Source organism: Pseudoruegeria sp. SK021 (assembly GCF_002119405.1).
Lineage (GTDB): Bacteria > Pseudomonadota > Alphaproteobacteria > Rhodobacterales > Rhodobacteraceae > Meridianimarinicoccus.
The window spans coordinates 1-15,564 of sequence record NZ_MTBG01000049.1 but is presented as its reverse complement, the minus strand read 5'-3'; the positions used below and the strand labels follow the sequence as shown (position 1 = coordinate 15,564).

Annotated in this window: 13 protein-coding genes; 7 read left to right on the top strand and 6 right to left on the bottom strand. The window is 58.6% G+C overall.

The window, feature by feature from the left end; all coding sequences use genetic code 11:
• Positions 1-134 precede the first annotated feature (134 nt).
• Positions 135-1,106: a hypothetical protein gene (locus BV911_RS17115; protein WP_086054807.1), complete on the top strand. Its 972-nt coding sequence runs from the start codon at positions 135-137 to the stop codon at positions 1,104-1,106.
• A gap of 311 nt (positions 1,107-1,417) precedes the next feature.
• On the opposite strand, the gene BV911_RS17110 is transcribed toward BV911_RS17115, so the two are convergent.
• The 5 genes from BV911_RS17110 to BV911_RS17090 all read right to left on the bottom strand — a co-directional run bounded on the left by BV911_RS17110 (position 1,418) and on the right by BV911_RS17090 (position 8,371).
• The gene (locus BV911_RS17110) at positions 1,418-3,166 is read right to left on the bottom strand and encodes an ethylbenzene dehydrogenase-related protein (protein WP_086054806.1); all 1,749 of its coding nucleotides are present in this window, start codon (positions 3,164-3,166) and stop codon (positions 1,418-1,420) included.
• A gap of 5 nt (positions 3,167-3,171) precedes the next feature.
• Positions 3,172-4,578 carry a metallophosphoesterase gene (locus tag BV911_RS17105; protein ID WP_205963884.1) on the bottom strand — a complete coding sequence of 469 codons (1,407 nt, stop codon included), beginning with the start codon at positions 4,576-4,578 and terminating at the stop codon, positions 3,172-3,174.
• Between the two features lie 28 nt (positions 4,579-4,606).
• Positions 4,607-6,163 (bottom strand): DUF1254 domain-containing protein, encoded by a 1,557-nt coding sequence (locus tag BV911_RS17100; RefSeq protein ID WP_240512334.1) that lies wholly within the window; start codon positions 6,161-6,163, stop codon positions 4,607-4,609.
• 152 nt (positions 6,164-6,315) lie between these two features.
• On the bottom strand, positions 6,316-7,998 hold the full coding sequence (locus tag BV911_RS17095; RefSeq protein WP_240512333.1) for a DUF1254 domain-containing protein: 1,683 nt from the start codon (positions 7,996-7,998) through the stop codon (positions 6,316-6,318).
• Positions 7,999-8,008: 10 nt separating this feature from the next.
• Positions 8,009-8,371 (bottom strand): helix-turn-helix transcriptional regulator, encoded by a 363-nt coding sequence (locus tag BV911_RS17090; RefSeq protein WP_168184121.1) that lies wholly within the window; start codon positions 8,369-8,371, stop codon positions 8,009-8,011.
• Positions 8,372-8,457: 86 nt separating this feature from the next.
• Between BV911_RS17090 and BV911_RS17085 the strand changes: the two genes are divergently transcribed.
• From BV911_RS17085 to BV911_RS17075, 3 genes are all read left to right on the top strand, one after another.
• A complete protein-coding gene (locus BV911_RS17085; protein WP_168184120.1) occupies positions 8,458-9,480 on the top strand; it encodes an AraC family transcriptional regulator in 1,023 nt (340 codons plus the stop codon).
• Positions 9,481-9,690: 210 nt separating this feature from the next.
• The gene (locus BV911_RS17080; RefSeq protein ID WP_139840134.1) at positions 9,691-11,766 is read left to right on the top strand and encodes a hypothetical protein; all 2,076 of its coding nucleotides are present in this window, start codon (positions 9,691-9,693) and stop codon (positions 11,764-11,766) included.
• Positions 11,767-11,835: 69 nt separating this feature from the next.
• The gene (locus tag BV911_RS17075) at positions 11,836-12,069 is read left to right on the top strand and encodes a DUF1145 domain-containing protein (RefSeq protein WP_168184119.1); all 234 of its coding nucleotides are present in this window, start codon (positions 11,836-11,838) and stop codon (positions 12,067-12,069) included.
• Between the two features lie 222 nt (positions 12,070-12,291).
• Here the strand turns inward: BV911_RS17075 and map are convergent, their stop codons facing one another.
• Entirely contained in the window at positions 12,292-13,041 is a 750-nt protein-coding gene (gene map, locus BV911_RS17070) for a type I methionyl aminopeptidase (RefSeq protein WP_086054800.1), read from the bottom strand.
• Between the two features lie 54 nt (positions 13,042-13,095).
• Here map and BV911_RS17065 point away from each other — a divergent pair, with 54 nt between their 5' ends.
• The 3 genes from BV911_RS17065 to BV911_RS20095 all read left to right on the top strand — a co-directional run bounded on the left by BV911_RS17065 (position 13,096) and on the right by BV911_RS20095 (position 15,422).
• Entirely contained in the window at positions 13,096-13,371 is a 276-nt protein-coding gene (locus BV911_RS17065; RefSeq protein WP_139840133.1) for a hypothetical protein, read from the top strand.
• A gap of 285 nt (positions 13,372-13,656) precedes the next feature.
• Positions 13,657-15,120, top strand: a complete 1,464-nt coding sequence (locus BV911_RS17060; protein ID WP_086054798.1) for a DUF1254 domain-containing protein — start codon at positions 13,657-13,659, stop codon at positions 15,118-15,120.
• 116 nt (positions 15,121-15,236) lie between these two features.
• Positions 15,237-15,422 (top strand): hypothetical protein, encoded by a 186-nt coding sequence (locus tag BV911_RS20095; protein ID WP_240512331.1) that lies wholly within the window; start codon positions 15,237-15,239, stop codon positions 15,420-15,422.
• Positions 15,423-15,564 lie beyond the last annotated feature (142 nt).

Here is a 15,564-nt window from a genome sequence, read left to right as displayed (position 1 = left end):
ATGGGCTGCTGACGCCCGGTGAGGCTTATGATACCCACAATCAACACCTGAAAGTCGCCGCCTGACATGAACCCAATGCTATAGCTTGGATCGGCGGAAAACTGGTCTAAAATCTAGGACCACCTCTCCACGGCATGAAGTTCGGCATCTCTTTGGCTCTAATCTTGGCCGCGACACCCTGCCTCGCAGAAAAAGCGGCAGGATTTTCCCATCTGCGAGATACCTTGGTGGCCGAGCGGCCCCTATTGCTGTCGATATGGTATCCTTCGGAAGAACAAGCATCGGGCACTATCGGAGGTAATGCTGTCTTTGAGGGGGCACCAGCTGCCTCGGATGCTCCAGTTCCGGAAGGCACATTTCCTGTGGTGGTGGTTTCACACGGCGGTTTGCGATCCGCTACAGACTCGGGTGCTTGGCTCAGTTCCTCCATAGCCCGAGAAGGCTATGTGGTCGTCGAGGTCAATGCGCCCCGGCCGGACAATGCGGCTGTTGCCACAAACGAGATATGGCAGAAGCCACAGGATATCCGTCGCGCTATCGACCTGGTGCTGGCTGACGAAGCGTGGGGGCCGAGGATCGATGAAAGCAAGGTCTCCGTTGTCGGCTTTGCGCTCGGCGCGACCGCTGCCCTTTCCATTGCCGGGGCAAAGATGGATACAGCGCGCTATCTGCGTTCCTGCAACGCAGCCAGCACAGCGGCTGGACCAGACTGCAGATGGTATGCCGCACAGGGCATAGACCTGTCGGAAACCAGTGCAGAAGGTTTGGCAGGGTTGGCCCAAGATCTTCGTGTTTCGTCAGTAATCGCCGTGAACCCTGAGTATCCGGTCGCTCTGAGCGCTGTCCCTGCCGGTATAAGCGCCCTGCAGATTTCTCTCGGAGATCCTGGTCAGACATCAGGCGGCGGCGAGACTGCTCAAGCCGTTGTCATGCCCGAAGCATCCGCCTTCGACGCTTTCGCCGTTTGCACAGACGCTGGACCGGAGATACTGATGGAGGAAGAGGGCGATCCGTCGCTGTGTGGCGTGTCAACAGAAGCACGCCAAGCCGCCCATCAGGCAGTCTCCGATGTGATAATCTCCTTCCTCAAAACTGATCGGGAATAGGCGGGCGCTGACCGTCCAGGAAGGGCTCACAACTGCCTTGCGGCGGTGCAGCACTCGGTTTTGCATCATCAGGGCCTCCCTGGAGTTGCCCCGATGACCGCTGTCAGCCCAGTCTCGACATTCGAGCGGCCCTGGCATCAACTGACATCACCCGCGGGTCGGGGCGGGAAGTTGCCGTTCGCTGCACCTGCACAGGCATCAAGTCCCTCACAAGAAAGCGGCCATTAACGGACCGAAATGCTTAGAATTGCATGCCTCCTCCAGTCCACGATAACGTTTCTGAAACGCGGATGATTTCTGTATTTTCCAGCTTATCGCACAGGGAGCTGTGTCGTTAATTCGAGATGAAGTGGTCGCATGTGCCAGCTGTGCCGGGTTTGAGTATGGTCGAACACCGACACCCAGAGATACACGCCATCTGTGATCGGGACATCATAGGGCGACCCTGTGTCGAGGGCACGGCGCACCTCCAGGGTCCAGATACCATCCTTCCAGACGCCGACGGCGGCAACGTCGATGCGATCTCCGTCTTCGGTTTCACGCAGAACAATGCTGGGCAAGATTGTTCCCTCTGGAATGCTCGCGTCCATCTCCGGCGTGAACGGGACCGCTTCGTTTATCGCAAGCCACCAGACGCCGCTATCGCTTGCCGTGGGGTCGAGATCCGCGTTGCCAAGGCGGGTCAGGGCGTCAGGAGAATTCGGGAGAAAGCGCGGAAACACGCCACCATCCAGATGCCGTGCTGCCGGCCCCTCGATCAAGGGCCGCCAGTTCGAGATGGCCGCGTCGCGCATCGCGGGGTCCGCGCCGATGCCCGCATAGTATCGATCCATCGGGTTGTCGGACTCTTGCTTTGGCATCCCGAAATAGCCGTCTTCCAACTGCCCCATCGGGTTGGTACGCACCGCCATCCAATGCCAGACGTCCAGAACCGATCCATCTGTGGTGTAATGCAGACCGCGCCCGCCCGATGCGCCGGGTCGCTCGTCGCGCGGCTTTGGCCCGAGATGGATGGCGCGCAGGGCAGCGAAGCTGGAGGTATCCGTCAGCATGACGCCGAACTTGTCCTCGTAGAATACGTTTTCGTCGTTGCGGTAGAACCCGTCCTGCAACAACTGCCAGCCTGCCGAGGTCTTTTGAAGCGGGACATGTTTCAGGCTACGCGTGCTATCGGGCCATCGAAATAGAAAATAGGCGTCGTCTCCGTTCTGCACCGCTCGCACGGTCACCGGTGCCTCACCATCCGGCAGGTTTGCGCCGCCTTTCGTCTGGATGGTTACGGGCGTGGCCCTGTTCCAGACCGGGTCGGTCGGATCGCCATCAAGGATCGGCGCAGTGGCGACCTGTGGCATCTCCAATGTGCGCACTGTCAGAGTATCTGCAAGGAACAACAGGCCGGCGGCAGTCCCCACGGCCAATAGCGCAATTGCACCGGAACGCCCGCGGATAAAACGCGGTAAGACAATTGGCATCAAGGCCCGCCATCCGCCGCCCATCAGATGCCCGGCGACGTGGAGCAGGACGAACCCACCCAGACTGATCGCGATGCCGCGATGCAGCCACGCGAGGGTCGACGCCGGAACCGATGGTACTTCCGAAAACATCAATGTGCCGGTGGCGGCAGCGGCACCGATCAGGCCGAAGGCCAGCCAGTAGATCAGCACATTGATCGCGCGCCATCGCACCTGCCGGGTGTGTGACCGGAGCGCTTTGACCCGGGGTGCATTGAGGGAAACACGGCGTGATACCCGCGCTTGAAACAGAAACACCACATAGCCGGTGACGGCAGAGACCAGACACCATGCCGAGACGACATGCCAGAACAGGACATCGCCCTGCGGCGCGAATTTCGCAATCACGCTGGCCCAGCCGACCTGCGGGGCATCGCCGGCGATGCGAAACCCCGTGGCGAAACTGACCAGCGCCAGCAACGACACCAACCAGTGCAAGAGGACCGTCGGCGCATCAACGCGCCCGAACCGGCGCGGACGAGGTGTCAGCGGCACGACCGATGACGGCGCAACCTCTTGCGCCGTCTCCATGCCTTCAATCGTTGGCATAACGCTTACTTGCTGTCTGTGAACAGTTCGACTTCCTCGAAGGGTGTCGCCGAGGTTGGTCGAAACCGCTTCACGGTGAACTTGGACTCTTCCCCGGGCGTCACGTCGACAACGATGTAATTGTAGTCTTCTTCCAAAGTCGCGCCATTCCAATAGAGATCTTTGGGGTAATCCGCAGGGACGCTGGACAGGTTCTGCCGACCCGGCAGGATCGAGTCTTGCTCGGACCCGCCACTGCCCAAAACGAAATATTTCACCCCATCCACGTCGTACATCTCGGTGGTGTGGACATGGCCGTTGAAGACCACGAGTTCCTCGAAATCATCGGCATAAGAAGCGAAGGTTGCGTGGGGGTTATGCTTGGGCGGGATTGGCTTGAAGCTTGAGCGGTTGAACACCGGGTTGTGGAAAGTGACGAAGACATTCTTGATGTCCTTGGCCTTCGCGTCGTCCAGCCAGACTTTCAACTGCTCCAGCTGTTTTTCATAAACCGGTGCCGTGGCGTCCCATGCCGAGGCAGCGTGGCGGTCGGCCTTGCCGGTCCAGAGCGTGATGAACCGTACCCAGTTGAAGTCATAAGTGTAGATCATGTTGTCGGCCGACACGCCCATGTCTTTGAGATACGGTGTCGCGCTGAGCACCCCTTCGATGCTCGGGTCATCCCAGACCTCGTGATTGCCGATGGCCGGGAAATAACGGCCGTTCAGGCCGGCCTCGGTCAATTCGCTGTCCGGTGCTGGCAAGCGCGACAGCAGCATGTCGTTCATGCGCTGCCAGTAGGGGCTGTCCTCAAGGGTTTTGCCCTGATAGCCCCACCACACCACATCGCCCGCGTTGATGACAAATTTCGCGTCGCCATCGGTCACTTCGCGAACCACTCCATTCGAGACCCAATCAGCCCCGAAATTACGATATATGGTGAAGTGTTTGCCGGGGGCCAGCTTGGTGTCCTCGACCGAGGCCTCAATCGGCCAGCCGTCGCGGAAGCTCAGCCGGGCAACCTCGGACTTGGTGTAAAGCGGCATCTCAATGTCGGTCAGCATCTCGGTCTCGGGATCGAAGGTCAGTTTTACGTCCTTCTTGACCACGTCCAGCGCGATTTTTTCACCCAGGATCAGCGCGAAAAGCTGCGCAACCAGCGATTGGATCTTGGCGGTGTCGGCCTTTTTGTACGGCAGGTACATCATCGACCGGGAATCTCCGTAGGCAACGAACGAGAAGCTGTCGTCGCTTTGCGCGTATGCCTGAGTGCCAAAGATCGGCACCGCTGTGGCAGAAAGCGCGAGGAAAGTCGTACCTACGAAGTTCCGCAGCCGCGAGGCCGCATTGGCGCGGTTTTCGGTCAGGGCCTGACGATTTCCGCCCAGTTCCGCAGATGCCCATCGGTTCTCACTCTTACGTTTGCTGATCATTTTTACAGTCTCTCTTTCTGTTTGCACTTCACTGGACAAGTTCGAATTCTCCTGGCTTCCAGGACTTGTCGAACCACGGCTCGAGCGGTCCATAGAGACGAATAAGAACGTTCCACCCCTTGCCGGGAACTGTCTGGACCCAGTTGGCTTCATGGCCTTCCGGCGCGGTCGGGCCAAACCAGACATCCACCGAGGAGTCGGGATTGATCACGATGTCTTTCTTGTCGCTACCGATGCTGGGGAATTGCTGGTCGGTCTGCAGCATCGAACGCGTCTGATTGTCGTAAACAACAAACGACCAGAAGTCCTTTGCCGGAATGTTTGGCGGCAGATGCACCTTATAGGTCTTGCTGCCGTCGAGAGGCTGCTTGTCGGCGTCTACGGTCGCCGCCGCGTAGGCCGATCCGACACCGACGTGCTTGAACGCCATCGCTGGCGTAATGCCGGTAGCGTAGTAGTGAAACATCACCCTCGTATCGAGGTTGCGGACGCCGGGCTGCGAGAGAAACTCGTAGCTGCCACCGATAAACGGGGTGAACCAGGCCCCGTCCGGATAGAAGTAGGCGTCCTTGATGCGCGACTTGAATGTGATGGTGCGCGCCGTCGCGTTGCCGACCGCAGCGGCCTCGGTGAGGATCTTCTTCATCCGCTCGTCAGGCGCAAAGGTTTTGCCTTTTTCGATGCCAATGGAGGCGAGTTGCCCCATCACCTCAGGGTGATAGGACTCACTCGGCTCGTACTGAACGATGTCGTTCACCTCCTCGTAGTAACGATAGTCGTTGGCATGGATTGTGTTGAATTCCTTTCCAGATACGTTGATGAATTCCATCGGTGGCGGATTGGAGGCGTCCGAAAGACTGTAGACCTTGAGGAACTTGTTTATGTTTTCAACTGCGGTTGCAGTGCTTCCATTCTCGAGGAAGCCCCTGATGAACAGCAAGTTGCCATAGGTCCCCGACCGAAGCACGAAATAGCCGTCTGGCACGTCGCCATCATACCCCGGAGGCAACAGCAGGTATTTTCCGCCTTGGCCCTTGTCCGGGCCAGCATTGCCAACATCCCCGACATATAGGAACCAGTGACTGTCCACGAAGCCAAGGATATTCGGCGGCGTCTCAATCACGAGAGGACCGGACTTGGTATCGAGCCACATCAGGCTGTATATGCTCTCGGTATTGGCGGTGAGAAACAGCGAATGCGAGTCCATCAAATCTTCGAAGACGACCATGGACTGGTTGTTGTCGGCACCCTGGGTGGCAAGCCCAATCCGGAAGGCTTCCATGGATGCACCGGGCATGGCGTTGAGGAAGGATTCCACGCCGCGCATGAAGTCGAGATTGTCATAGATTTTCTCCGAAGTGGCGTCATCGGGAAATCCATCGAAAAAGTTCAGCGTGCCAAGCCGTGTGTCCACGCTTTCCGGGGTCATGATCGACTCCGGTGTCGGCGTCGTCATTTTCATCGTCGGTGAGTCATCGGCGGCAGCCGCGCCCAGACCCGTCATGACCACCATAGCGGAGACGCAGAACAAACTTGTCAGGCGACTGGTGGTTGCCATGTAATCGTTGAACTTCCGTCGTTTCATAGCCTTGACCTCTTCAAATTCTTCGTTGGTCCGCGCTGGACCCCTGCGTGCTTTCAGCCCGGCTGAGCACCTGCGGCAGGCCCCCCGAACTGCCGGGGGGCCTGCCAACTCGACCGAGTTTCTCAGACGCGGCGAAGACCGCGCCTCTGATTTCACTCGACGGGCTCAATCTCGCCGATGCGCCAGCTCTTGTCGAAGAACGGCTCCAACGGGCTGTACATCCGCAGGGCGGTGAACCAGCCCTTGTCGGGGTCGGTCTGGATCCAGTTGCCCCGACCAACGCCGTCCGGCTGGGTCGGCGAGAACCAGACCGTGGTCGACCCGTCGGCATTGGCTTCTGCAGCAGGGGTCGGATAGCTCTGGCTCCCCGCCCGCGGGTAGTTCTGGGGCGTATCAAGCATCGATCGGGTCTGGTTGTCATAGACTGTCAGCGACCAGAAGTTGGCCTGCGGGATGTCTTTCGGCAGCGTCACCTTGTAGGTCTTCGATCCGTCGAAGTAGTTCTTGTCGCCGTCCTTTGCTGCGATAAGGTACTGTGACCCAACGCCCGTCAGCCGCATCGCCATCGCCGGTGTGATCCCGGTAATCCCGTAGAAGAAGGCCGTGCGGGCATCCATTTGCCGGTAGCCGGTCGCCGGGAACGGCTTGGCCCCTTCTGGTGTGATCTCGGGGATCGGGGTTTCGAACTGGTAGCCGCTCTCGAACAGCATGTTGTACCAGGACGAGTCCGGATAGTAGAACCAGTCGGGATCGCGTGGGTTCAACAAAAGGTTGCGCGAGGCGGCATTGGCCACGGCCACCGCGTCCGTCATGATCCCCTTCATGCGCACGTCGGGCTCGAACGGCTGTCCCTTCTTGATGCCAAGCGACGCGAGCGGCCCCATCAACTCGATGTCGAGAGAGGTTGCGGGCTCGTCCTGCACTATCTGGTTCAGCACCTCGAAATAGCTGTAATCGCTTGGCGGGAGTGTGTTCATCACCTTGCCGGTTCCTTCATGGAAGACGGTCGCCGGTGGCTCAGTGACCTGCCTCAGATCCGCGTCACCCGTGAGGTATTCCGCGATCGACGTGCCGTAACCGCCCGTCTCGTAAGGATAGATCTTCGTGTGCGACTTGATCACATCAACCACAGGTTTCGGATCGTTGTGGTTCTCGAGAAACTTACGGCCAAACCAGACGATGCCAGTCGTTTTTGCATGGACGATAAAGTAACCGCCTTCGGGCAATTCGCCGTCATAGCCGGGCGGGACGATAAGAAACTTGCCGCCAAGACCACGGTCGGGTCCCGGGATTCCCATATCAGTCACCCAGCGGAACCAAGCGTCTTGCACGATGCCAAGAAGCTTCGGCGGAGATTCCAGCACAACCGGACCGTCGCTGAGGTCGATCCACCCCATCATGTATACTGTGTCGGCATTCGGCGTCAGGAACAGGGATTTCGCGTCCATCAACTCCGAGAAGACCAACACCTCATTCTGCTTGACGCCCATATCTTCCATGCCACGGCGCAACGAGCGGATGCTGACGCCCCGCATCGTATCGAGATAGGCCCGGTAGGCGAAGGTGAAATCGTGCTGGTCATAGAGCGCCTGCGACGTCGCGTCGGTCGGTATTCCGTCGTTGAACTCGAACGTCCCGCGCGAGGTTTCGACCACATCGGGGGTGACGACCGAGGCCGGGACATCGGCCCAGACCGAACTGGCGACTGCGGCGACGACAAAGCCGCTAAAAAGAGGTAGACGCATCATCGTTTGACTCCGAAGTAAGTTCCATGGCGTTTCGCCAAGCCTGAAGTGCGGCAATCCTATGGGCCAGTGGATCGTCCGTCCGCCCATTTCACGCCACCTATGACCTTTTTTCGGCCAGTCGCTTGCGGTCCTGCCGAAACTTGCGCGGCGCACTTCCCGCCCAGCGTGAAAAGGCACGCGCAAAACCGCTGGGCGTGCTATAGCCGGTGCGCATGGCGATGTCCTGAACGTCGAAGTTGGTCTGGCACAGCAGTACCCGTGCGATCTCCATTCGGCTTTCATCAATAATTGCGCGCAGGCTGACTCCTTGGCTGGACAGATTCCGCTGGAGCGTTCGGGAACTGATCCCCAGTTGGGCAGCAATATCAGCGACGGTCGGCGGGCCGCTGAGCGCGAGCGCGGCGGCCACGGCCCTAACCTGCACTGGATCAACGGAAGGATATTTTTCATGGCTGGACATGCGTGCTAATCTCATGGGAACAGCCGCAGCATGGCGGAAACCGACGGTTCGGTCCGCCCATTCTACGCCAGCCCGAAGGACAGATGATGGAAATATCAATCTTCAGGGCTGCCCATCTGCATATATACTTCGATGAACTCAGGGAAATTGGTGTGCCGGTCGAAAGCGCGCTTGCCCGTTCCCGCATCCCACTATGGGTCATGGACGACCCGGATGCCTATGTGAGCGTTGAGCTTAGCCTCGACTGGCTAGCCAGGAGCAGCCGCGATGTCGAGTTGATGGAATTTGGGTTCCGGGCCGCTCGGCGCAGCTCGCTGGCATCGATGGGCAAGCCACTTCAGCATGCCATCCTACAGGCTCCAACCGGGTATTCCCGTCTTCAGTCGTTTATTCGCTGCGCGTCTCTTGAAGACAACGTGCTGTCGATCCGGATGCAGGCCGAGGGTGATCAGTTTCGGGTGGTCAGCACCATCGGCGGATTTGATCGCAATCCACGCATCAGTCTGGCCGAATGGGTAGACCTTCAAGCCATGATTTCGATTGTCCGAAGCGTGGCCGGTCCCAACTGGTGCCCGCAAGAGATTACCTTCGTATCTGATCAGCGGCCGACTGCCAAGGTTCAGGAGGCTTTTCCAAACACCCGCATCCTTGTGGGTCAACCTTGCACATCTATTCTCGTCGGCAAACGGTTGCTTGCTGAACCATGCCCGCGGAATGGTGGCATTGGGTTGGATCAGCCAATCCTTCAGATCGAAGGCCGTCCGGACGAGGACACGACCGACTGGAGCTTTGCTGCCGCCCTCAGGGCCGCACTCCGGCCTTATCTGGCTGATGGATACCCCGCCCTTTCACAGATGGCTGAGACCTTCCATATGAGCGAACGCACGCTCCAGCGGCGGCTGCAGAAATGTGGCCGCTCTTATTCCGACGTCGTCCAGGAAGCACGGTTTGATGTTGCACAACAACTCCTCCTCGATCCGTCGAACAGGATCACCGATATCGCGCTGGCCACGGGCTATGAGAACCAACAGCATTTCGCCCGAGCCTTCCGCAGGTTCGCGGGCGTTTCTCCAACGAGCTTCCGAAGGCCTGGTGCCGAGACGAGCTAAGGTTGGATTTCCCCGCGTAGAGGGCAGGCAGTTGTGGTCGGTTTTTGATAGGTTGCTGACGCAAGTTCGTGCATTTTGGCCCCGATACAACCATCCCAGATGTTCACAGAAAGGTTCCGGTAAGACTTGCGCGCTCAATGGTATGAGGTACTGCTCAACCATTCTTGAGCACCCGCACCGGACGATAGGATCGATCAAGTGGAATATTCGATGAAACGTACAGTGACCGGTGCCGCTTTCGCCATTTCGTTTTCGCTCATATCCCTACCGGCACTGGCGGCAGATCGTATCTCAGGACGGGTGGAGTCCGGAGGCGGTCCGATTTCCGGAGCCGACGTGACCCTGTGGCTGGCGGGGCCAGACGCCCCCCGGAAGCTTGCCGAAGCGACGACGAAGGACGATGGCAGCTACGACATGGTGCGTGCTGATGGGACGACCGACACCGGCGTGCTTTACCTCACCGCCGCGGGTGGCCAGGTGAAGACGGCAGATGGCGGTGGACCCAATCCCGCAACCCTGTTGATGGCGACGTTGGGGGCGGCTCCCCCGGCCCGCGTGACGATCAACGAACTTACCACCGTGGCCTCTGCATGGACCGGGGCGCAGTTTCTGGACGGTAGCGATTTGCGTGGTGATGCTCTGGGGTTGCGGATCGCCGCCGGGAACGTGCCGAACCTGGTCGACCTCGAAACAGGCGGCCTCGGGCCGGTTATCGTGGACCCGTTGAACGGCCCGCAGACCACCAGCTTGGCCAAGCTGAACACGCTGGGCAGTCTGCTGTCTGCTTGCGTCATGGCGATCGAGGATGCCTGCGACAAGCTGTTTGACCTGTCCACACCGCCGGGCGGCACCGCACCGACCGACACGCTGTCTGCAGCGGAGAACATTGCCCGAAATCCGTCGCATAATGCGGATAAGATTTTTGGATTGCTAAACGACTTCTATCCCATCCCGGAGGGCAAGCGATACCGCGATGTGGCGTATATCCCGTACCTCACCTTTGCCCCCAGCGCGTGGACGCTGTCGTTGGTCTATTCCGGGGGCGGCTATTCCGGCGTCGGCGGCATCGCCATCGACGGCGAGGGCAACATGTGGTCCAACAACAACTTTATGGTCGGGTCGCAAACCACGATCTTTGACCAGTTTGGCGGCGGCATCTCGAAATTCGCGCCGAACGGTCGCCCGCTGTCGCCACCGGTCACCGGCTATCTCGGCGGCGGCGTCGACAGTGCCGGATGGGGCATCGCCATTTCCGCAGATGACAAGGTCTGGGTCACCAGCCTGATCGGCAGCACCATATCCGTGTTCGACCGCAAGACCGGCCAACCGCTCTCCCCCGACACCGGCTACAACTTCGACGGCAAGCTGGGCCAGATGCAGGGCATCATCGTCACGCCGAAGGGCGATATATGGGCGCTCGACCATGGGCACGATCAGATCGTACACTTGCCTCAGGGCGACGCCACGAAAGGCCGCATTCTCGGGCAAACCGTGGACGGTAAACCCGAAGACGGCACCCTTTCGGTCAAGGAACCTTTTGGCCTCGCCATCGACCAGCAAGACCGGATCTGGGTGGCCAACAGCGGTGGGGACACCGTGACCCGCTTTCCCGCCAACGATCCGGGCGATGCCGTCGAGTTCAAGGTTGGATATGGCCCGCACGGCATCGCGATCGACAGCCAAGGCAACGCCTGGGTCGCCAATTCCATCGGCCATCCCGGCGTGATGGAGAAACTGGCCTTCATCCGGGAAAAGCTCGATGCGAAACTCGAAAGCTTTGAGGGGTCGATGTCGGATGATGACCGCGCGGCCAAGGGATGGGTCGATCTGTGGGACATCGCCACTGAATACCCCGGGGGCGACGTGTCGATGATCCGCCCAGACGGTACGGTGCTCGGACCCTTTGACGCCGGCAAGACCATGAATGGGGCCTGGGGCGTTGCGATCGACGGCAATGACAATGTCTGGGTGTCCAATTCCATCAGCCAATCGCTCACCCAACTGTGCGGCGTGCGCGTTCAGACCTGCCCGCCGGGACTTGCAACCGGTGATCCGATTTCTCCCTCGGGCGGCTACATCGGCGGCCTTCAGACCATAACCGGCGTCGCCCTCGATCCGGCCGGCAACGCTTGGGTCGCCAATAGCTGGAACGAGACGGATGTGGGCTTCAGTGAAAGGCCAAACGAGGCGCTCTCAACCCGCTTTGCGGCCAATACCACGGTGGTCTTCTTCGGGCTGGCGAAACCGGTGCGCACACCTTTGATCGGACCGGTCGACGCGGAATAAGCCATAGCGATGGTCCGCGCCGACATCAATTTATGGACCTGCCAAACGCCACTTCTAGGAGAAACCTCAATGGGACATATTCTGGCTCTTGCACTGTGGGCCTTTGGGCTGGGGAACCTTGTTGCAGGCTACCCCGGCATATTCGGCACACTCGCGGCTTGGGCCTTGGGTCTCTTGATCGCCGCGCATATTGCCGAAACTCTGTTTGTCTTGAAACGGATCAGGCAATCGTCAGAGCCATTCTGGCCCAACGTGTTCAAAAGCCTTGTCTTTGGCTACTTCCATATCCGTCGTTTTCTTTAGTGGACACTCCAGAATAGTTTTCCAGCGTCCGCAGAGACCCAGACGCGAAGATCAGAGCGCGCGCGCCAAGCCGTATACTCGCCCGCTATGCCGTCACCCAACTGCGTAAAATGCTGCGCGATACACGAACGACCGGCCTTAAGAAGCCGCACTGCAGCGCTAGGCAGTCTGGCCACCGTCCGGTTGGGCCGAGCACGCTTCACTCGCCGGCGAACACCGAGATCATCCTGGCAGGGTAACGACAATCGCCCCACGATCCGTCGCGACAACCGTATGCTCAAACTGGACGACAGGCGCAGTCGGCTCACTGTACAGCGTCCACCCATCCTCTCCATCAGTTGCCCAGAGGCCGCCTTTGGACAGGAATGGCTCGACGGTCAGCACCAGCCCTTTGTTGATCCGCCGCTTGTCCCCACGCGTGGGCCAGGTTGCGATTTCATCAGGATATTCGTGGAGCGATCGACCCACACCGTGACTTGCCAGGTTCTGGATCAAAGTATAGCCGCGATCCGACGCGAACTTGCCGACGGCTTCGCCAATGCCGGAGATTGGCCTGTTGCTGCCGACCTGTTTGATGCCAATTTCCATGGCACGTTTGCCATCTTTGCATAGGCGTACCAGCGACGGTTTCACCGCTCCAATCCGAAATGTCGCGCCGTTGTCAGCGAAGAAGCCATTCTTCGACGCCGATACGTCGATATTGACCAGATCTCCGGCAATGATGACCCGCTCGCCGGGAATGCCATGGGCGATTTCCTCGTTTACACTGATGCAAGTCGCGCCGGGAAAGTCGTACACCGACTGAGGAGCCGACACGGCCCCCTCAAGATCCAACAACGCACGGCCAATCTCGTCGAGCTCGCGCGTGGTGATACCAGGCTCGATCGACTTGGCCATCGTGTGCATCGTGTTTGCGACGATGCGACCGATTTCCTTCAGGCCATCCAGTTCATCTTCGCGCGTGATCGTCATGGGGCGTCCTTGGAGTGATTGACATGCCCAGCATCATAAATGCGAGCGTCCAGAATGTCCCGCACTGCTGACCTTCACCCTCCAAAAATGCTGCGCGATGCACCAATGGCTGGTTTGGTGAAGCTGCACTGCGGCGAAGTCGTAACTGATGAACGGCAGCAGTGGGCCGGTCTTTCTCGCGCGATTTCGCTGCAGGAGCGAAATTCTGCACCTGCCCAATCAGTCAAAGTGGGCTCACTGCCGACCTCGGATGCACCGCAGCATCAGCCAGATCAGCATCGGCTTGCCGGACATGGACGGCCCAAACCGGCCTTCCTTTTGCTTGCTTGATGCCGCACCGCAGCGTCCACAGAACTGCCATTCGTGTATCGTGCAGAATTTTGTGGATGATACGTCGGTCAGCGGGACTTTCTGACCGTTCGCTGCATGTGTGAGGTTGGCCCTCGAAGGTGTAGCAGGGGCGGTACAAAGGGCGGAAGGGCGCATTGGCTAGGGGACCTGCTTCTGCCGTGGATCAACCAGACGTGGTGGACCGTCGAAATCGGAACGTGTGTGGTGCATCTGCCTCACGCGCTTTATTACCCCTCTCTGACGACAAGCAACGGAGGTCTGACTATGATCCTGAAACATTTAGCATCAAAGCTGATGGTGGCCGCTGCCGCCCTCTGCATTGCGCTGCCCGCGCAAGCACAGGAGACGCCAAAGCCGGAGCAGGTTGCCGAACAAGCCTATCTCTATGGGCTGCAACAGGCAATTTATTACGGCCAACGCTGGGCCTACACCCAGAACGATTCCAAGGACAATATTGTCTATACAGGCGTGAATCGGTTTTCCTGGGTGCGCAAGCAGATCACCCCTGATTACCCGGTGGTGACGCCAAACGCGACCACCCTCTATGGTGCCGGTATGCTTGACCTGCGCGACGGTCCAGTCGTTATCGAAGTGCCCGAGATCACGGACCGCTATTTCAGCGTTCAGGTTATGGATCAATACGGCATTTTCCGAATGATCGTCGGCTCGCCCTTCAATGGCACAGCCGCGCATAAATACATTTTGGTGCCGCCAAACTTCACCGGTGATGTTCCGGCCGATTTCCCGACCACAGAAATCGTTCAATGGCCATCTCTGACTGCCTATGCTGTTGCGCGGATGGCGGTCGTGACCGGGACGGATGCTGACATCAAGACCATCAACGGTTACCAGGACGAAACCACCATCACCCCACTGGCCGATTGGCTGAAAAATGACAACAAGGGCATCGCCCAGGCCGACAGGCAGATTGTTAAGGGGGATTTCCTCATCCCAGACGGGTTGCCAGAATATCAGTTCGGTCAAGTCGACAAACAGACAGCCGAGCAATATTTCACCTTGCTTAGTGTCATCCTGAACGATCCGACCATGCCGACGCTCACGGACTCGATTATGGAAGCCGAAATACTGAAGCAGCTTGAGGTGTTCAATATTGGCAAGGGTCTGTCCTTCGATTGGGCAAAGCTGACCGCGGAGCAGCAAACAGCGCTGGAAACCGGGTTCAAGGCCGGGTTCGACAGTGTTCGCAAGACGCTGGAGACCAGCCTGATTAACATGAACGGCTGGGGAGTTGTGCGCAATGATGGTGGGTTTGAAACCCACTGGATGGACCGCGCAATCATTGCCGATGCAGCTTGGGCCGCGCCAGACAAAAATATCTCGCATGGTGGTGCTTTCTTGTTCCTCGATTCCGATGGCAAGCCATTCAACGGCAAGAACAAGTATACGATGACCTTTGATGTGAATGATTTACCCCCGGTCACTCAGTTCTGGTCGATCCCGATCTATGACGCCAATGGATATTTCGTCGCCAATGAGATTAACCGCTATACCGTCAATAGCTTCATGCTGGCTGCGGGCGACTTCGTAGTCAAAGACGGCAAATTGGTGATTTACATCCAGAACGAAAAACCCACTGATCCGGAGCAAGCCAAAAACTGGCTTCCAGCGCCGGCTGACGGATTTCGCTTCACTGCGCGTTATTACGGACCGTACGCACCCCTCGTGAACGGCACTTACAACATGCCAAAGGTGGTGTTGACTAAGTAATTAAACTCTTGAACGGGGCTTTTGAGCCCCGTTCATCGTCCGGAAGACAATGTGTTTCGAGCCAAGATCACCACTAGGATCGCCGAGCTCTTTACCTCCGGCACCGGCGCGTAGTCGTGACCGACGAATATTGGGGTTTTCTTTGGCAGGAAAGGGGCATCGCCTACGCGGCCTACCCGGGGCGTCTGCTTGCGGCCGAAGACAGTTTTGCCGCTACCAGTCTGGCGACGCCGATTGCCATGGTCTCTGAGAGCTTGGGATCACGCTGCTGCCTGACCTTGCCGTCCGAGACTGTTGGGTGACGTCCCGCTGATGCTCAGAGGTGGTCCTAGATTTTAGACCAGTTTTCCGCCGATCCAAGCTATAGCATTGGGTTCATGTCAGGCGGCGACTTTCAGGTGTTGATTGTGGGTATCATAAGCCTCACCGGGCGTCAGCAGCCCA